Raw genomic sequence first — 18,442 nt, 5'->3', positions numbered from 1 at the left:
AAGATGTATCCGCGCGGGCGCGATCCCGCAGGCAGCGGAAAAGGCGAGAGGGCCGGGAAGCGGATGCTTCCCGGCCCTCTCTGACGATTTCCGGGCTGACAGGATGTGCGTCTGGCAGAGGGCAGGTCACCTCAAATCCTGTGTTTGCGGAAATAAGAAGCAGACGATCGGAACCGTCATGAAAAAGCAGGGCACAGGGAGGCACGATTTGGACGAAAAAAACCGAAAGGGCAGAGGCAGGCGCTGGTTCGGGACAGAACGGGAAGCGATGAAAGGGATGACGGCACGCGAGAAGGCGGCCTATATCTGGGAGTACGACTGGTACTGGATCGTCGGGGCGGCCGCGCTTGCAGCTTTTCTCATCTTTTTTATCTACCGTATGTTCTTTGCCGTGAAGGAGAACTGGCTGTATGTCACGTTCGCCAACACGACGGTTGAGACGGGGAAGGGCTCCGATCTCTGGGAAGATTTTGAGGCGTACGCCGGATATGACTTGAGCAGGGCGAACCTGATGCTGAATGACGGCGTCTATTTTGATCCCACGACGACAGCCGGGACGATGAACAGCTATTATGAAGCGTTTGTCGCGACGGAAGAGGCCGGAACGCTTGATGCCGTCACGATGCCGAAAAAGCAGCTGCAGGCGCTCGGGAGCAGCGGACGACTTCTCGACCTTCAGTCGGGCAAGGCGGAAGGCCTTGCGGATCTCTACGCAGACCGTCTCGTGGCCTGTGTCCCGCGCGACCCGGACAGCGGAACCCGCCCGGTGGTGGTGGGAATCGACGTATCCGACAGTCTGCTGGTCACGAAGTATCATCTGTACGGGGAGGACTGCGTGCTGGGAGTAGGCGCGAAAGCGGAGCATATCAACGCCGTCAAGACATTTCTTGACTTTATTTTCGGGAAGGAGAGGCGCAATGGGTGAAAAGATTGCCGGATTTTTCAGCAATGACAGCCCGTTCGGTCAGTTTATGATCCGCGTCGGCATTCTGATCGTATCGAGTATTCTGTTCGCCGTGACGACGGTCCCGATCGTGACAATCGGGCCGGGCCTTGCTGCGCTTTATACCGTGATGCTCAAAGTCATTCGGGGCGATCGGGAACTCGGTGCATTCCGCACGTTCTGGAAGGCGTTCGCGGCGAATTTTCGTCAGGCATTTTTTACCGGACTTGTCTTTCTCGCGCTGGCTTTTCTCGTTTATGCGGATATCAGGTTCTGCCGCGCACAGGGCGGGTCTTATGCATATTTCGGATGGGCGGTGATCCTGGTCGGGCTCTTTATCGCGGCGGTAGCGGCCTATTTCTACCCGGTTCTGGCGGCTTTTGACGACACGGTGCCGCATCTTCTGCGGAACGCGCTGTTCTTCGCCTCGCGCCGACCGCTGAAGATGCTGCTCGTCCTCGCGATTGATGTCATTCCGCTGTATCTCACCTACCGGAACCGTATGTATCTGCCTCTGACAGGCTTTCTGTGGGTCGTGATCGGCTACGGACTGACAGCGTACGTGGTGAGCGCGCTGCTGGTGAAGGATTTTGCGGCGTATCTCCCGAAGGTCAACGAGGAAGGCTCGTTCGTCGACGGGGAGGGAAATCTCCTGACGAGGGAGGAGGCCAATGCAGCCGCCCGAGAAGAAAGGGAAGGCGGCGAGGAAGACTGCCGCTGACCGGTCGTCGCCGAAAAGAACGATGGTTTTATCATGCTGATTATGCTAAGATGGTACGGCGGACGGGCATTGTGACGGAAAAGTCCGGGCAGAGCAGCGGTGACGCCGCTCCCGGGCGGGCCGGTCCGACAGTTTTATTGGACAAAACACCGGTGCGAAAACGAAAGACCGGCGATGAACGGAGGGGGCAGCATGGCTGAGGAGACGAAATCGAGAAATTTCATCGAGGACATCATAGACCGGGATCTGGAGGAGGGACGGTACGACAAAGTCTGTACGCGTTTTCCGCCGGAACCGAACGGATATCTTCATATCGGACACGCGAAGTCCATCATCCTCAACTCCGGGATCGCGGAGGAGTACCACGGCCGCTTCAATCTGCGTTTCGACGACACGAACCCCACGAAGGAGAAGAGCGAATTTGTGGAGTCCATCAAGAAGGATGTCCGGTGGCTGGGCGCTGATTTCGGGGATCGCTGCTTCTTCGCGTCCGATTACTTTGACTCGATGTACGAGAAGGCGGAGCTGCTGATCCGGAAGGGGCTCGCCTATGTCAGCAGCCTGAGCGCGGATCAGGTCCGCGAGTACCGCGGCACGCTGACCGAGCCGGGCCGAGACGACCCGGACCGGGACCGGGATCCGGAGGAAAGCCTGGCTCTCTTCCGGGACATGAAGGCGGGAAAGTATCCCGACGGCGCGATGGTGCTCCGCGCGAAGATCGATATGGCCTCGCCCAACATCAATATGCGGGACCCGATCCTCTACCGGATCGCGCATCTGACGCATCAGAATACAGGGGATAAATGGTGCATCTACCCGATGTATGACTTCGCGCATCCGATCGAGGACGCGATCGAGGGTGTCACGCATTCGCTCTGCACGCTGGAATTCGAGGATCACCGGCCGCTGTACAACTGGGTCGTGGAGAATACCGGCTGGGAGCATCCGCCCAGGCAGATCGAATTCGCCAAGATGTATCTGACAAATGTTGTGACGGGCAAGCGCTACATCAAGCGGCTGGTGGAGCAGGGCGTCGTCGACGGCTGGGACGATCCGCGACTGGTGACGATCGCCGCGCTGCGCCGCCGCGGCTTCACGCCGGAATCGATCCGGATGTTTGTGGAGCTCTCCGGCATTTCCAAGGCCAACGCCTCCAGCGACTACGCGATGCTGGAATACTGCATCCGGGAGGATCTGAAGCTGAAACGGAACCGGATGATGGCGGTGCTTCACCCGCTGAAGCTGATCATCGACAATTATCCGGAGGATCAGACCGAGCTGCTGGATGCGGACAACAATCTGGAGAATCCGTCTCTCGGGAAACGGAAGATCCCCTTCGGACGGGAGCTTTTCATCGAGCGGGACGACTTTATGGAGAATCCGGTCCCGAAGTACAAGCGGCTCTATCCGGGCAACGAGGTGCGTCTGATGTACGCGTATTTCGTGAAATGCGTGGGGCTGGAGAAGGATGCGGAGGGAAATGTGACCGCCGTGCACTGCACCTACGATCCGGAGACGAAGGCCGGCAGCGGCTTCACCGGCCGGAAGGTGAAGGGGACGATCCACTGGGTCCCGGCGAAGGAGTCCTTTGCCGCGACGGTCCGTCTCTATGAGAATCTGATCGACGAGAGCAAGGGCGTTTACAATGAGGACGGTTCGCTGAATCTGAATCCTCATTCGCTCACCGTCGTCAAAGGCGCCCGTCTTGAGCCGGCGCTGAAGGAAGCGAAGCCCTATGAGAGCTTCCAGTTCATGCGGAACGGCTTCTACTGCGTCGACGCGAAGGACTCGAAGGAAGGGGAACCAGTGTTCAACCGGATCGTGACGCTCAAGAGCAGCTTCCGGCTGCCGGTTCAGAAATAAGACACAGACGCGTCACATGCATTTCATAGAATAAAGGAAGCGAAACGGGTCATGCGGGTAAAGGCATGCATATTTGATCTCGACGGCACGATTATCTATACGCTGAAGGCGATCGCCCTGGCGGGCAACCGGATGCTGGACGCTCTCGGCTATGCGCCGCTGCCGGAGGACGAATACCGGTATTACTGCGGCGACGGCTCGAGAAATCTTGTGATCCGCTGCCTGAAAAAGGCGGGCGGCTTCACGCCGGAGAACGTGGAGGCGGGTGACCGGCTCAACCGGATGTATCTGGCGGAACGGCCGCTCTACGGCGCGCGTCCCTATGAGGGGATGACCGAAGCACTGGAGACGCTGAAGCGGGAAGGCATCGGGATCGCCGTCTTCTCCAACAAGCCGGACGACGCCGCCCGGGAAAGCGTGAGCGGCGTGTACGGCAGTCTCTTTGACCATGTGCAGGGGCAGACCGACAAGGTCCCGATCAAGCCGGATCCGGCGGGCGCGCTGGCGGCAGCCGCCCGGCTCGGCGCAGAGCCGGAGGAATGCGTCTATTTCGGCGATACGTGGACCGACATGCGGACGGGGGAAAATGCGCATATGTATACAGTGGGCGTGCTGTGGGGCTACCGGGACCGGAAGGAGCTGGAAGAGAACGGGGCGGACGAAGTGATCGCCGCGCCGCGTGAGATCCCGGATCTCATCCGGCGGCTGGAAGGCAGAAAACAGATCGGAGGCTGAACGGAAATGGAAGAATACAGCGAGGAATGTCTGGATACGTTTCTGGCCCGTCAGGGGCAGCTGTTCGACGAGCCGGTGGCCGGGACCCGGGAGGAGGCGGAAGCCTTTCTCGAGGACTGCCTTGCCCAGACGGCCGGTTCGCTTGACGAGGTCCGCCGGATTCTCGACGAATCGGGGATGGATGTCTCCGATCTCGACGACGGGGAGCTGGAAGAGCAGGCCGAGGTATTCCCTCTTCCGGACGGAACCTATCTGATTGTCGAGGGGTAACGGCGCATCCACGGGGATTGACAGAAAAAAGGAGTATCAATGGAAGCAGCTGCAAAGCATTATGATGTACTGATTATCGGCGCGGGGCCTTCGGGGATCTTCTGCGCGTACGAGCTGATTCATCAGCGGCCGGACATGAAGATCCTGATCATTGAGAAGGGCCGCTCGATTGAAAAAAGAGTCTGCCCGAAGCGGAAAACCAACGTTTGCGTGGGCTGCAAGCCGTGCTCGATCACCACGGGCTTCGCGGGGGCGGGTGCATTTTCAGACGGAAAACTGTCGCTCTCGCCGGACGTGGGAGGCAATCTGCCCAGCATTTTAGGCTATGACAGGGCGAAGGAGCTGATTGAGGAATCGGACCGGATCTATCTCCGCTTCGGCGCGGACACCAATGTCTACGGAGTCGGAAAGGAGAAGGAGATCCGCGAGATCCGCCGCCGGGCGATAAACGCGAATCTGAAGCTGGTGGAATGCCCGATCCGCCATCTCGGCACGGAGGAGGGCTACAAGATCTACAGCCGTCTGGAGGACGACCTCAGGGAGAACGGCGTGGAGATGGAGTTCAATACCATGGTGTCCGACATCGTGATCGAGGACAATGTGGTGAAGGAGGTGCTCACCGACAAGGGCGGCCGCTACACGGCAGATAACGTGATTTCGGCTGTGGGACGCGAGGGGGCGGACTGGTTCGCCCACATCTGCGAGGCGCACGGCGTGAAGACCCGTGTCGGCACGGTGGATATCGGCGTCCGCGTCGAGGTGAGGGATGAGGTCTGCGAGGAGCTCAACCGGAACATGTATGAGGCGAAGCTGATTTACTACACCCCGACTTTTGACGACAAGGTGCGGACCTTCTGCACCAATCCCTCGGGTGAGGTGGCGACCGAGTACTATGACGACAATCTGGCTGTGGTCAACGGCCATGCCTACAAGTCCGCTGATATGAAGACGACAAACACCAATTTCGCGCTGCTCGTGTCAAAGAACTTCACGAAGCCTTTCCACACGCCGATCGAGTACGCGAAATCGATTGCAAGGCTGTCGAATATGCTGGCCGGCGGGCGGATCATGGTGCAGACATACGGCGATTTCAAGCGCGGACGGAGGACGACGGACGAGCGGATGTGCCGGAACAATCTGATCCCGACACTGAAGGACGCGGTTCCGGGGGATCTCTCTCTTGTGCTGCCGCACCGCATCATGGTGGACCTTGACGAGATGATCCAGGCGCTTGACAAAGTCGCGCCGGGTATTGCCAGCGATGAGACACTGCTGTATGGTGTGGAGGAGAAGTTCTATTCCAACCGTGTGGTGGTGGATGAGCATTTCCGCACCTCCATCGGCGCGCTGCGCGCGGTGGGCGACGGCGCGGGGATCACAAGAGGACTGCAGCAGGCGTCGGCCAACGGGCTGTCTGTGGCGAAGTCCATTCTCTCGGGACACTGATTGCCGGGAGATGATCCTGCGCGGATTCATACGAAGGAGGCAGAGACGATGAAAATCAGAAAGATGGTGATATGCGTGACGCTGGCCGGCCTGCTGGCCGGCGCGATGACCGGCTGCAGCGCAGTCAAGAAGTACGCGACCGCGGATTCCGTCTCGACGGATGACGCGAAGGCGACGGTATCGGTCAGGACCGGGACTGCGTCAGCCGATGTCCCGGAGGCGGCGAGTTCCGTTGCGGAGCCGACCCCGACGGCGACTCCGACTCCGACGGCAACCCCGACTCCGACGCCGACGCCGACCGAGGCGCCGAAGATCATCGGCACCCAGGCTCAGGGCGAAAGCGTCATCACGATTGAACTGACAAACGGAACGGGTGAGGATATCACTGAGTTCAATGTCAAGGACTGGAATCAGCCGGACTGGGGAGGCAATATGCTCGCCGACACATGGAAGGCGGGCGAGACCAGAATGCTGTATCTCGATACTTCGGCGTATGCCAACGGGACAAAGTGGAATGTCCGCGTGGCGACCTCGGACGGCGGCAAGTATTCCATCACGAATTACCCGTTTACGGATATGAAGTCCGGAAAATTCGAGATCTCGGACGATCATCTGCTGTATGTCGCCTATACGTCGGCATCCTCCGGGGCACAGACGAGCACGCTCGAGGCGGAGCAGAGCTACCGGAAGGCGGCGGAGGCTCCGGCGTCCCAGCCGACGGCATCCTCGCAGGCGGCTCAGTGAGAAGCCGGATTTTTATCTGGCGGAATCAATAAACGAAAGCGTGAGGCCCGGGAGCACTGCTCCCGGGCCTCACGCGTTCCTGTATCATGCGGTGATCCGCCTGTATCCTCCGGCGGGCGCGTGAGCGCCGAAGGCACCGTTACGCCGATCGCCGGCGCAGATCCGTCATGCGGACCGGAACGGCCGGTTCCGGTCCGCGCCGGCATCCGCCCGTTCCGCGGTGCGGCGCTTACGAAAGCGCCCTTCCGGTCAGCATCGTCAGTGCTTCCTGATATTTGCCGATGGTTTTTTCGATGACGTCATCCGGCAGGCGGTAATCGCTGTCCGGATGGGCGGTGAGCCAGTCGCGGACGAACTGCTTGTCGAACGAAGGCTGGCTGTGGCCCGGCTCGTAGCCTTCCACCGGCCAGAAACGGCTGGAATCCGGCGTCAGCATCTCGTCGCCGAGCACGACGCGGCCGTCCTCATCGAGACCGAATTCGAATTTGGTGTCCGCGATAATGATACCGCGGCTGCGGGCGTAGTCGGCGCAGGTGCGGTACAGCTCGATGGTTTTATCACGGAGCGTCGCGGCATAGTCGGCGCCGTGACCCGGAAACTGCTTCTCGAGCACCTCCACGCTGCGCTCGAAATCGATGTTCTCGTCGTGGTCTCCGATCTCCGCCTTGGTGCTGGGCGTGTAGATCGGCTCCGGCAGACGGTCGCACTCGCGCAGGCCCTCCGGCAGACAGATGCCGCAGACGGTTCCGTTTTTCTGATAGCTTTTCCAGCCGCTGCCCGTTATATAGCCGCGGACGATGCACTCGATCGGGAGCATCGTGAGCTTCTTCACCAGCATGCTCCTGCCTTCAAATTGAGGGGACCGGAAGAACTCCGGCATATCGGCCGTATCCACACTGATCATGTGGTTGGGGATGATCGCCTTCGTGTAATCAAACCAGAATTTCGACATCTGGGTCAGGACGGCGCCTTTCCGGCGGACCTGATTCTTAAGGATGACGTCGAACGCCGATATGCGGTCGGTCGCCACCATGACCAGATTGTCACCGATGTCGTAGATCTCACGTACCTTGCCTTCTTTGACCGGCTTGAATGTTTTCATGCGGTTTTGCTCTCCTCGCTTCGCAGCCTTTGTGTCACTGTCGACAACTGAAAGAATACCACAACGGAACGGAACTTTCCACGGCGCAGGCTGAAAACCGGAGATTGTCACGAAAGTCCGGATGGATTCCGCCGGATTGAGTTTTTCCGCCCCGCATGAGATAATCATAGCATAATGATTGTCTTTCGCGGAGGAAGCGATGCTTGCACTGACGATTCTTGATATCCGGCCGTTCATGTCGGCTTTTCTGATCGGACCGCTGTTCGACCGTTTCCGGCTGGCGGAGGCTCGGATCACAACCTTCTGTACCTACTCGATTGACGGCCGGCTGGAAAGAAGCTTCTTCGGAGGACCGGACGAAGAAGCGGCGCAGCCCGGGACGGGGGAAGAGGACGGGATGGAGGTGTATGTCTCCTGGAAAACGATGAAATCCCACTGCTTCGATATGATCCGCGGCCGGCGCACGCCGCTCGCCTTCCACTTCACCTTTTTTCTGAACCGCACTCAGGCGGAGGAGATGATGGCGGGGGCGGGACTATCCTTCGATCCGGACAGGATCGGCGGGTTCGCCCTCAATCTGCGCTTCTCCGGAGGAGCTCTGACTGTGTCCGCCGGCGTCTCCTACCGGACGTTCACCGCGGACCGTTCGGCGGATGAGACGTGGGAGCGGTATGTGAGGGATTTTTTAAAAAAAGCGGGGTTCGCGGCATCGGAACCGTCGTGACGAAGAGACGGCGAGGCAGGAGAGACACGCACGAATGCGGAAACTGGTTATTAGCACTCGATGAATTCGAGTGCTGTTTTTATCTTGACTTTGGACGGTACGGCGGGTATAGTAACTGTTATAGTGATTCTATATCAATACGAGGTGAACCGTATGGCAAAGACTGGAAATTTATCGATTAACAGTGAAAATATGCTTCCGATCATCAAGAAATGGCTGTATTCCGATCATGACATCTTCGTGCGCGAGCAGGTCGCGAATGCGTGCGACGCGATCACGAAGCTGAAGAAGCTGGAAGGAGTCGGCGAGTATCATCCGTCGGAGGACCACAGGTATGAAGTACACGTGGTGGTGAATCCGGACGAGAAGACACTGAAATTCATCGACAACGGCATCGGTATGACCGAAGACGAGGTGGTGGAGTACATCACCCAGATCGCCTTCTCCGGCGCGACAAAATTCCTCGAGAAATTCAAGGACGAAAAAGATGCGAACCAGATCATCGGCCATTTCGGTCTCGGGTTCTATTCCGCCTTCATGGTGGCCGATGAGGTGCACATCGACACGCTGAGCTATAAAGAAGGCGCGCAGCCGGTGCACTGGGAGAGCGACGGTCAGGCCCAGTATTCCATCGGGGAAGGAACGAAGAAGGACGTCGGCACGGAGATCACGTTGTATCTCAATGATGATTCGCTGGAGTTCTGCAACGAGTACCGGGTTCGCGAGGTACTGGAGAAATACTGCAGCTTCATGCCGACGCCGATCTATCTCGAGGATGTCGGAAAGGCAGCCGTGAAGCGCCGCGAGGAAGAGGACAAGCGCCGGATCGAGGACCATGAGAAGGCGGTGAAGGAGGCGGCTGAAAAGGGCGAGGAAGCGCCCGCGATGCCGGAGAAGCCGGCGCCGCAGCCGATCAACGACACGAATCCGCTGTGGACACGTATGCCCAGCGAGTGCACGGACAAGGATTACAAGGAGTTCTACCGCAAGGTCTTTCATGATTACAAGGAGCCTCTGTTCTGGATCCATCTGAAGACGGATTATCCGTTCAACCTTCGCGGGATTTTGTACTTCCCGAAGATCAATACGCAGTATGATGCGCTGGAAGCGCAGATTAAACTGTACAACAATCAGGTCTTCATCGCGGACAACATCAAGGAAGTGATCCCTGAGTTCCTGATGACGCTGAAAGGCGTGATCGACTGCCCGGATCTCCCGCTGAATGTGTCCCGTTCCGCTCTGCAGAACGACGGGACGGTGAAGAAGATCTCCGAGTACATCTCCCGGAAGATGGCGGAGAAGCTGACCGGCATGTGCAAGACAGACCGGAAGAATTACGAGAAGTACTGGGACGACATCAGCCCGTTCATCAAGTACGGCTGCATCCGGGATACGAAGTTCGCCGACAAGATGATGGATTATATGCTCTTCAAGGATCTGGACGGCGCGTACCTGACGCTTGAGGAGTACAAGAAGAAGAATCAGATCGGTGCGGAGAAGGCATCCGGGGAGAAGGCCACGGACGAGAACGGGAATCCTGTGGAGGCCGAAGTCGTGGACAGCGGCGCCGCACCGGAAGGCGGCGAGGCGGCCGCTCCGGCCGGCGGCGAAGAGGCCGGTAAGGCGAAGACGGAGAACGGAGAGGAGACGCGGGCTGCCGACGGGGAGAAGAAATCCGAAAACGGCGAAGAGGAGAACAAGGAACCGGAGAAATCCACGATCTTCTACGTCACGGATGAGGTCCAGCAGGCCCAGTATATCGCCATGTTCCGGAAGAACGACAAGGACGCGGTGATCCTGAAGGAGAACATCGACCAGCCGTTCATCACCCAGCTGGAGCAGAGAAACGAGAACCTTCGTTTCGCCCGGATCGACTCGGAGCTGGCGGATGAATTCAAGAGCGGCAGCGAGGTCTCGAAGGAGGACGCGGATTCGCTGACCGCCACGTTCCGGAAGAGTCTCGGCAACGACAAGCTGGATGTCCGTGTGGAGAATATGAAGGATCCGGATGTCGCGGCGATCGTCACGGTGTCCGAGGAGAACCGCCGGATGCAGGACATGATGAAGATGTACGGGATGAACGGCATGTACGGCGATGAGGGGACTCAGGAGACGCTGGTTCTCAATGCTGGCCATCCGCTGGTTCAGTTTGTCCTTGCGCACAAGAAGGCCCAGTCCGTGCCGGTGATCTGCGGGCAGCTCTATGATCTGGCCCGGATCTCCCAGCACCCGCTGACACAGGACGAGATGACAAAGTTCATGAAACGGTCCAATGAGATCATGATGCTTCTGACAAAATGATGAGGTACTGAAGACGGCCGGGGCGCGATCGCGCCTCCCCCGCCGGAAGGGACGGAGCTCTCCGCCGGGCGGCAGATCCGAGACTGTTATAAAAGTTTTCGATTTGTTCGCTTGTGAGCGGAGGGCTCTTGTATTATAATGGATGTAGTCTTGAAAACTATGTGTGACGGTTTTGGGAAAATGCTGCGGCATGCCGCCTGAGAATCGCACAGGTTAAGGAGCGCTCATGAAGTATCGGATAGCTGTGGACAGCGGCGGGGAACTGCCGGAAGAGCTGCGGGGACAGGACGCCTTCGTATCAGTGCCGCTGACGCTGACGATCGGCGGGATGAATATCGTGGACGACGGCCGCTTTACCCAGAAAGAGATTGTGGAACGGATCGCCGCGGATCCGGAATGTCCGAAGACAGCCTGCCCGTCTCCTCAGGCCTATCTCGAAGCCTTCGACTGCGGCGCGGAGCATATCTACGCGGTGACGCTGTCGGCGGAGCTGTCCGGCTCCTATCAGAGCGCCTTCATCGCGAGAAATATGTACCTCGAGGATCATCCAGAAGCGAAAATCCATGTCTTCAACTCTGTTTCCGCTTCCTGCGGGGAGACGGTGACGGTTCTGAAGATCGCGGAACTCGAGGAGAGGGGACTTCCGTTCGATGAGATCGTGGAGAAGACGGAGGCCTTTATCCGGAGCAAATGCACCCTGTTTGTTCTCGACAATCTGGATACACTCCGCAAGAACGGGCGTCTCAGCAACATGAAGGCGCTGGCCGCCGCGGTGCTGAAGATCAAGCCGATCTGCTACGGAACGGAGGAGGGCAGCATCGGGCAGCTGGATCAGGCGCGGGGAATCAACAAGGCGATCGTCAAGATGGTCGGATATGTGGTGGAGAGGACGCCGGATCCGGAGAACCGGGTGCTCGGCATCGCCCACTGCAACTGTCCGGACCGGGCGGAGATCGTGAAGAACGAGCTGATGAAGCGGATGCGCGTGAAGGCGGTGTCCGTACTTCCGACAGGCGGGCTGAGCTCGGTGTACGCCAATGACGGCGGCATCATCGTCTCTATCTGACGCGTTTCCGTAAAGTTCTGGTCAAAGCCCTGACCGGGGTGTATAATGGCTGGAGAATTTTGTGAAGGAGTCGGGGCAAGATGAGTCAGAAAAAAGTTGAGCAGTACAAGGAATATAAGAAGAACAAGACGAAGATTCTGAAGCGCGAGAAGCAGATGCGCAGGCTGGAGTTCGGGCTGATCGGCGCGATCTGCGTTGTGTTCGTCGTCTGGTTCTGCATCTCGATCCAGCAGAACATCGCGAAGGTCAGCCAGTCCGATGACACCGCGCCGGCGGTGACGGTCACATCCGTCGATATGAGCGGATACGCCGACTATCTCAGCAACCTGCAGACGTCCTATTCGGCGTCCTGATCAGAAGACGCCGGAAAACGCAGAGCCGCCGCGTCTCGTTCCCGTAACCCGGGAAGGAGACGCGGCGGTTTTTTGCGCCGGAGGGGGCAGGCCGGCCCGGATTCGATAAGGCGGGTCCGCGGCGCTTCTCCCGCCGGATGCCTGATGCCCGGAAGCGGATTCCGCTGTCGGCGGGCAAAAGAAAAAGGCTGCTTCAAGCGGCCTTTTTCTCCGGGTTATTCTGTTTATCTATGATGACAACAGATCACAGCTTGACAACGTTAGCGGCCTGCGGTCCGCGCGCGCCCTGCTCAACATCGAACGTCACGGCCTGACCCTCGTCCAGCGTCCTGTAGCCGTCACCGACGATCTTGGAGAAATGCACGAAGACATCCTTTCCGTCCTCGCCCGTGATGAATCCGTAGCCCTTCTCCGCGTTGAACCACTTGACTGTTCCCTTGTTCATGGTGTTACCTCCATACATGTTAAAAAATGATAGTAAATGATTCCGGTAAAAAAATTCACCGGATATTACAGATTACAGGCTCTCCGCACATAATCTCTAATAACCAGTGAATACATGTGTTCCCTTAATCGACAGCTTGAATTATAGACGGAATATTCTGGTTCGTCAAGAAAAATTGCACATTTTGGGAAGGGCAATTCGACGGTTTTTGTTGGCTTTTGACGGAGTCCTCCATCCGGTTTGACTACAAGATTTGAATCGTGTATGATGGGAAAAATGAGGTGAACAGATGGAAAAAACGCGGATCATCCGGAATGGCTATGTCGTAGATCCGGCGAATTCCTTCGAGGGAACCGCCGATATTCTGATCAGAGACGGCAGGATTGAGAAGGTTGGACCGCACCTTGAATCAGGGGATCCGGCCTGCGATGAAATTGACGCTTCAGGGCTGACGGTCACGCCGGGGCTGGTGGATCTTCATGTGCATCTGAGGGATCCGGGCCAGACCTATAAGGAAGATGTCGGTACCGGCGCGGAGGCGGCCGCTCACGGCGGCGTGACGACGATCCTGGCCATGCCGAACACCCATCCCCCGATGGATTCGGTGAACCGGATCGGGTATGTCGTCAACAAGGCGCGGACACAGGCCCTCGTTCATGTCCATCAGGCTTCGGCGATCACGAAGGATATGCAGGGCGAGGAGCTGGTTGACATCGAGGCGATTGCGCGGTACGGCGTCCGCGCGTTCTCCGAGGACGGAAAGTCCGTGATGAACGCGGAGCGGATGTACGAGGCGATGAAGCGGATCCGCGATACGGGAGCGGTCATCTGCGATCACTGCGAGGAAATCACGATGGTGCGCGGCGGCGTCATGAACGATGATGCCAACGCGGCGCGTCTCGGTCTGCCGGGTATTTCCAACGCGGTGGAGGACGTGATCACCGCGCGCGACGCGATCCTGGCGCTTTCAACCGGCGCGCGTCTCCATCTCTGCCATATGTCGACAGCCGGCGCCGCGGAAATTCTCCGGGCGGCGAAAAAAGCGGGGGGCCATGTGACCGGAGAGGTCTGCCCTCACCACTTCGCGCTGACCTCCGATGATATTCCGGGCGATGACGCGAATTTCAAGATGAATCCGCCGCTCCGGACGAAGAAGGATGTGGAGGCGCTGAAGGAGGCGCTGGCGGACGGCACGATCGACTGCATCAGCACGGATCACGCGCCGCACAGCCGGGAGGAGAAGCTCAGGGGCTTCCGCCGCGCGCCTTTCGGAATCACCGGGCTCGAGACATCGGCGGCGCTGACTTACACCTGCCTGGTCCGGACAGGCGTTCTCACGCTGAGCCAGATGGTCGAGAAGATGAGCGTGAATCCGGCGAGAATTCTCGGCGTGCCGACCGGGTCGCTGGCGGAAGGCATGCCGGCGGATCTGGCGGTGTTTGATTTCCGGACGAGTCATCCGGTCGATCCGGGAACGTTTCTCTCAAAGGGGAAGAACACCCCCTTCGCGGGTATGGACGTATTCGGGACTGTGAAATATACATTGGCGGACGGAGATATCGTCTGGAGGAGCAGAACGTGATTGACAGATTGATTGAAGGCATCAGGAAGACGGGGGCCCCGATCGTAGTGGGACTGGATCCGCAGCTCGCGTTTATTCCGGAGACGATCCGGAAGAAGGCGCTGGATGAGCACGGCGAGTCGCTGGAGGCGGCCGCGGCGGCGATTCTTGCCTTTAACCGGGGCATCATCGAGGCGGTGGCCGATCTCGTTCCGGCTGTCAAACCGCAGATCGCGATGTATGAGCAGTTCGGAGTGCCCGGCCTGATGGCCTTCCGGGAGACAGTGGAGGAATGCCACCGGAAGGGACTTCTCGTCATCGGCGATGTCAAGAGAGGCGACATCGGGTCTACCTCCGGGGCCTACGCGGCGGCGCATCTCGGGACCGTGAAGATCGGGTCGAAGACGATCGCGCCCTTTGACGAGGATTTCTGCACCGTGAATCCCTATCTCGGGTCTGACGGCGTGCGGCCGTTCATGGACGTCTGCAGGGCGAATGACCGGGGAATCTTTGTGCTGGTGAAGACTTCGAATCCGTCGAGCGGCGAGCTTCAGGACCGGATGACGGACGGCAGGCCGGTCTATGAGCTGGTCGGGGAGATGGTGAACCGCTGGGGCGCGGAGCTCACGGACCGCTCGGGCTGGTCGGAGGTCGGCGCGGTGGTCGGAGCGACCTATCCGGAGATGGGGCGCGTGCTGCGGAAGGTTATGCCCCGCAGCTATATTCTCGTGCCGGGATACGGTGCGCAGGGCGGCAGCGGAAAGGATCTGGTTCCTTTCTTCGACGCGGACGGCCTCGGTGCTGTCGTCAATTCTTCAAGAGGCATCATCGCGGCCTGGAAGAAGGAGGAGTACGCCTCCTTCGGTGAAGCGGGGTACGCCGATGCGGCGAGAGCAGCGGTGCTGGCGATGAAGAAGGATATCGCGGAGGCACTCGGCGCGTGAGGGACGGTTCATCGGAGGCTGGGACGCATCTATGAAAAGAAAAGAAACGGCGTATGTCATCGCGCAGGAACAGATTTCCGCAGGTATTTACAGCCTGCGGCTTTCTGTGTCCTTTGCGCGGGACGTCAGGGCGGGACAGTTCGTGTCCCTTTTTTCGGCCGACCGGAGCAGGCTGCTCCCGCGGCCGATTTCTGTCTGTGAGGCGGATGCGGTGAAAGGCCGGATCCGCCTGGTCTACCGTGTGGCGGGAGAGGGAACGGCGGAGTTTTCCCGTCTGAAGGCAGGTGACTCCGTCGAGGTGATGGGGCCGCTGGGCAACGGATTCCCGCTGGATCAGGCCGCGGGGCGCCGCGTGCTGCTGGTGGGCGGAGGAATCGGCATTCCGCCCATGCTCGCCTGCGCCCGCGGCTTTGCCGCGCTTCCTCCGGAGCAGCGGCCGTCGTCGGCCGCCTTTGTCGTCGGCTACCGGAACGCGGATACGTATCTTCTGGATGATCTGCGGGAAGCGGCGCCGGTTTATACGGCGACGGACGACGGCTCGCTGGGCACGCCCGGAAACGTGCTGGACGCGATCCGTGCCGAAGATCTGGAGGCGGACGTGGTCTTCGCCTGCGGTCCGAAGCCGATGCTCCGGGCTCTCAGGGACTTCACGGGCGAACGGGGCATGGCGTGCTTTGTGTCGATGGAGGAGCGGATGGCCTGCGGCGTCGGCGTCTGCCTCGGCTGCGTGACCCGGACGGCCGGAGTAGACGCCCACTCTCATGTGCATAACGCGAGAGTCTGCACAGACGGGCCTGTCTTTGACGCAAGGGAGGTGGATCTGACATGAGCGAACCGTCGATGGCCGTGGAAATCGCGGGCGTGACATTGAAAAATCCGGTTCTTGTGTCAAGCGGCACCTTCGGAAGCGGGCAGGAGTACGCGGAGATGATTGATCTCTCCCGCCTCGGAGCCGTCACGGCGAAGGGCATCGCGGATGTGCCGTGGGAAGGCAATCCGACGCCGCGGGTCTGCGAGACGCCCAGCGGGATGCTGAACTGCATCGGGCTGCAGAACCCGGGCGTGGACGTCTTTCTTAAGCGGGATCTGCCGTTCCTCAGAGGGCAGGGAACGAGAGTGATCGTCAATGTGGTGGGTCATGAGCCGGAAGAATACTATCGCGTCGTGGAGCGGCTGAACGGCGTGGAAGGCATTGATTTCCTTGAAATCAACCTCTCCTGCCCGAACGTGAAAGCCGGGGGACTGTCTCTCGGGACGGATCCGGCGATGGTCGAGACTGTGACAAGAGAATGCCGGCGCCGGTCCTCCCAGCCGGTGATCATCAAGCTGACGCCGAATGTGACGGATATCCGGACGATCGCGAAGGCATGCGAGGCGGGCGGCGCCGATGCCGTTTCTCTGATCAACAGCGTCACCGGAATGAAGATCGATGTGGAGCGGCAGACCTTTTTTCTGTCGAACCGGACCGGCGGGCTGTCGGGACCGGCGGTCCGCCCGATTGCGGTCCGTCTCGTCTATGAGACAGCGCAGGCGGTTTCCATCCCCGTGATCGGCATGGGCGGCATCGCGACATGGGAGGACGCGGCGGAATTTATGCTTGCCGGCGCGACCGCGGTTTCCGTCGGCATGATGAATTTTGTGAATCCGCATGTGACGCTGGACGTGATCGACGGACTCCGCGCCTATCTGATCCGCCACCGGATCACGGACATCCGGAGCCTGATCGGAGCGGTTCACGAACGATGAGAGGAGAAGCAGATGGAATCTTATAAGGAAGAGTTTATCCATTTTATGGTGGACTGCGGCGTGCTGCGCTTCGGTTCCTTCGTCACCAAGAGCGGACGGCAGACGCCGTTCTTTATCAACACGGGGAATTATCAGACCGGATCCCAGCTCAGACGGCTCGGCGGCTGCTACGCCCGGGCGATTCACGACGCCTTCGGTCTCTCCTTTGATGTGCTCTTCGGACCGGCCTACAAGGGGATTCCCCTGTCTGTGGCCGCGGCGATGGCGGTCAGTGAGCTGTACGGTACGGATCTCCGCTACTGCTCGAACCGGAAGGAAGTGAAGGATCACGGCGACAAGGGGATTCTGCTGGGGAGCCGGCTCGGGGACGGCGACCGGGTCGTGATCATCGAGGATGTGACGACGGCCGGCACCTCCATCAAGGAGACGATGCCGATTCTCCGCGCACAGGGCGATGTGAAGCCGGTGGGGCTCGTCGTGTCCGTGGACCGCATGGAACGGGGGCAGGGAACGAAGAGCGCGCTCGCCGAGATCGGAGAGACCTACGGCCTCCGCACCGCGTCGATCGTCACGATGGCGGAAGTGGTGGAATGCCTCTGGAACAGGGAGTACAAGGGTCGGGTTGTCATCGACGACGGGCTGAAGTCGTCCATCGACGAATACTACCGGCAGTATGGCGCGCAGTAAACGGCGGGAGAGCCCCGAGAAACGGGCTGTCCGCCGTCTGGGGCTCGTCCTGTTCCTGATTTATCTGGTCTGTCTGATTTATTTCCTTTTCTTCGCGGACTGGTACAATCACACCCCGGGAAGTCACATCGCGCCTCAGTACAATCTGGTGCCTTTCCGTGAGATCCGCCGCTTTCTCGTCTACAGGAAGCATTTCAGCAGGATGTCCCTTTTCCTCAACCTGGGCGGCAATATCATCGGCTTCCTCCCGTTCGGTTTCTTTCTCCCGGTGATCAGCCGTATGTTCCGGAAAGGATGGCTGGTGACGCTGCTGGGCTGTCTTATGTCCTCGTGCGTCGAGCTGGTTCAGCTGGTGACCCGGACCGGATGCTGCGATGTCGATGATGTGATCCTGAATACGCTGGGCGCCGCGATCGGCTATCTTCTTTTCCTGATCTGCGACGCGGTGAGGAGAATAGTCTATGTCAGGTAAGAAACGCAGATACAGATATACCTTTGCCGAGTCGGAGGAATCCAGCGGCGGCAAAATGGCGGCCCGTCTCGCGCTGGCTTCAGCAGCTCTTCTCGCCGCATCCTCGCTGATTTCGCTGGCCAGCGGCGGACAGGCCGGGAGCTTTATCGGCGCGCTCGGGCTGATGGCCCTGCTGTTCGCGGCCTATGGCTTCTATGTCGGGATGAAATCCTTCGGCGAACGGGATGTGCTGCCGACCTGGTCGATCATCGGGTCCATCGTGAGCGGTGTGCTGATGGTGATCTGGCTCACGATCTTTTTATCCGGGCTCGGCTGAACG

At 59.2% G+C, this 18,442-nt stretch carries 20 protein-coding genes; 18 read left to right on the top strand and 2 right to left on the bottom strand.

The features are described 5' to 3' along the window. Window positions 1-208 precede the first annotated feature (208 nt). From G4C92_RS03815 to G4C92_RS03785, 7 genes are all read left to right on the top strand, one after another. On the top strand, window positions 209-925 hold the full coding sequence (locus G4C92_RS03815) for a hypothetical protein (protein WP_274941273.1): 717 nt from the start codon (window positions 209-211) through the stop codon (window positions 923-925). Next, entirely contained in the window at window positions 918-1,664 is a 747-nt protein-coding gene (locus G4C92_RS03810) for a YesL family protein (protein ID WP_274941272.1), read from the top strand. The genes G4C92_RS03815 and G4C92_RS03810 overlap by 8 nt, the downstream gene beginning before the upstream one ends. A 192-nt stretch (window positions 1,665-1,856) precedes the next feature. Beyond that, entirely contained in the window at window positions 1,857-3,527 is a 1,671-nt protein-coding gene (locus G4C92_RS03805) for a glutamine--tRNA ligase/YqeY domain fusion protein (RefSeq protein ID WP_274941271.1), read from the top strand. A gap of 51 nt (window positions 3,528-3,578) precedes the next feature. Next, window positions 3,579-4,262 (top strand): HAD family hydrolase, encoded by a 684-nt coding sequence (locus tag G4C92_RS03800; RefSeq protein ID WP_274941270.1) that lies wholly within the window; start codon window positions 3,579-3,581, stop codon window positions 4,260-4,262. A gap of 6 nt (window positions 4,263-4,268) precedes the next feature. Continuing rightward, window positions 4,269-4,532 (top strand): glyoxalase, encoded by a 264-nt coding sequence (locus G4C92_RS03795; protein WP_274941269.1) that lies wholly within the window; start codon window positions 4,269-4,271, stop codon window positions 4,530-4,532. Window positions 4,533-4,571: 39 nt separating this feature from the next. After that, entirely contained in the window at window positions 4,572-5,978 is a 1,407-nt protein-coding gene (locus G4C92_RS03790; protein ID WP_274941268.1) for an NAD(P)/FAD-dependent oxidoreductase, read from the top strand. 48 nt (window positions 5,979-6,026) lie between these two features. Next, window positions 6,027-6,722: a hypothetical protein gene (locus tag G4C92_RS03785; protein WP_274941267.1), complete on the top strand. Its 696-nt coding sequence runs from the start codon at window positions 6,027-6,029 to the stop codon at window positions 6,720-6,722. A 229-nt stretch (window positions 6,723-6,951) separates the two neighbouring features. On the opposite strand, the gene G4C92_RS03780 is transcribed toward G4C92_RS03785, so the two are convergent. Beyond that, a complete protein-coding gene (locus tag G4C92_RS03780) occupies window positions 6,952-7,824 on the bottom strand; it encodes a phosphoribosylaminoimidazolesuccinocarboxamide synthase (RefSeq protein WP_274941266.1) in 873 nt (290 codons plus the stop codon). Between the two features lie 199 nt (window positions 7,825-8,023). Between G4C92_RS03780 and G4C92_RS03775 the strand changes: the two genes are divergently transcribed. From G4C92_RS03775 to G4C92_RS03760, 4 genes are all read left to right on the top strand, one after another. After that, a complete protein-coding gene (locus G4C92_RS03775; RefSeq protein ID WP_274941265.1) occupies window positions 8,024-8,548 on the top strand; it encodes a DUF5721 family protein in 525 nt (174 codons plus the stop codon). Window positions 8,549-8,701: 153 nt separating this feature from the next. Then, window positions 8,702-10,849, top strand: a complete 2,148-nt coding sequence (gene htpG, locus G4C92_RS03770; protein WP_274941264.1) for a molecular chaperone HtpG — start codon at window positions 8,702-8,704, stop codon at window positions 10,847-10,849. A gap of 226 nt (window positions 10,850-11,075) precedes the next feature. Next, a complete protein-coding gene (locus tag G4C92_RS03765; RefSeq protein WP_274941263.1) occupies window positions 11,076-11,915 on the top strand; it encodes a DegV family protein in 840 nt (279 codons plus the stop codon). An 80-nt stretch (window positions 11,916-11,995) separates the two neighbouring features. Next, on the top strand, window positions 11,996-12,268 hold the full coding sequence (locus G4C92_RS03760; protein WP_274941262.1) for a hypothetical protein: 273 nt from the start codon (window positions 11,996-11,998) through the stop codon (window positions 12,266-12,268). Between the two features lie 244 nt (window positions 12,269-12,512). Here the strand turns inward: G4C92_RS03760 and G4C92_RS03755 are convergent, their stop codons facing one another. After that, window positions 12,513-12,713 carry a cold-shock protein gene (locus G4C92_RS03755; RefSeq protein ID WP_274941261.1) on the bottom strand — a complete coding sequence of 67 codons (201 nt, stop codon included), beginning with the start codon at window positions 12,711-12,713 and terminating at the stop codon, window positions 12,513-12,515. A gap of 289 nt (window positions 12,714-13,002) precedes the next feature. On the opposite strand from G4C92_RS03755, the gene G4C92_RS03750 reads away from it, so the two are divergent. From G4C92_RS03750 to G4C92_RS03720, 7 genes are read left to right on the top strand one after another with little or no spacing between them, the layout of a single operon-like run. After that, the gene (locus G4C92_RS03750) at window positions 13,003-14,295 is read left to right on the top strand and encodes a dihydroorotase (protein WP_274941260.1); all 1,293 of its coding nucleotides are present in this window, start codon (window positions 13,003-13,005) and stop codon (window positions 14,293-14,295) included. Continuing rightward, entirely contained in the window at window positions 14,292-15,218 is a 927-nt protein-coding gene (pyrF, locus tag G4C92_RS03745; protein WP_274941259.1) for an orotidine-5'-phosphate decarboxylase, read from the top strand. Before G4C92_RS03750 ends, pyrF begins: the two co-directional genes overlap by 4 nt. A gap of 31 nt (window positions 15,219-15,249) precedes the next feature. Continuing rightward, the gene (locus tag G4C92_RS03740; RefSeq protein WP_274941258.1) at window positions 15,250-16,047 is read left to right on the top strand and encodes a dihydroorotate dehydrogenase electron transfer subunit; all 798 of its coding nucleotides are present in this window, start codon (window positions 15,250-15,252) and stop codon (window positions 16,045-16,047) included. Beyond that, window positions 16,044-16,964 carry a dihydroorotate dehydrogenase gene (locus tag G4C92_RS03735; protein ID WP_274941257.1) on the top strand — a complete coding sequence of 307 codons (921 nt, stop codon included), beginning with the start codon at window positions 16,044-16,046 and terminating at the stop codon, window positions 16,962-16,964. Before G4C92_RS03740 ends, G4C92_RS03735 begins: the two co-directional genes overlap by 4 nt. Before the next feature lie 12 nt (window positions 16,965-16,976). Beyond that, on the top strand, window positions 16,977-17,651 hold the full coding sequence (pyrE, locus tag G4C92_RS03730) for an orotate phosphoribosyltransferase (RefSeq protein WP_274941256.1): 675 nt from the start codon (window positions 16,977-16,979) through the stop codon (window positions 17,649-17,651). Beyond that, a complete protein-coding gene (locus G4C92_RS03725) occupies window positions 17,638-18,123 on the top strand; it encodes a VanZ family protein (RefSeq protein ID WP_274941255.1) in 486 nt (161 codons plus the stop codon). The genes pyrE and G4C92_RS03725 overlap by 14 nt, the downstream gene beginning before the upstream one ends. Beyond that, on the top strand, window positions 18,113-18,439 hold the full coding sequence (locus tag G4C92_RS03720) for a DUF6142 family protein (protein ID WP_274941254.1): 327 nt from the start codon (window positions 18,113-18,115) through the stop codon (window positions 18,437-18,439). The genes G4C92_RS03725 and G4C92_RS03720 overlap by 11 nt, the downstream gene beginning before the upstream one ends. Window positions 18,440-18,442: the final 3 nt, after the last annotated feature.

The sequence above is a fragment of the Chordicoccus furentiruminis genome (genome assembly GCF_019355395.1).
Classification (GTDB): Bacteria; Bacillota; Clostridia; order Lachnospirales; family Lachnospiraceae; genus Chordicoccus; species Chordicoccus furentiruminis.
The sequence above is the reverse complement of the archived record's forward strand: the minus strand, read 5'-3'. Positions and strand labels throughout refer to the sequence as shown.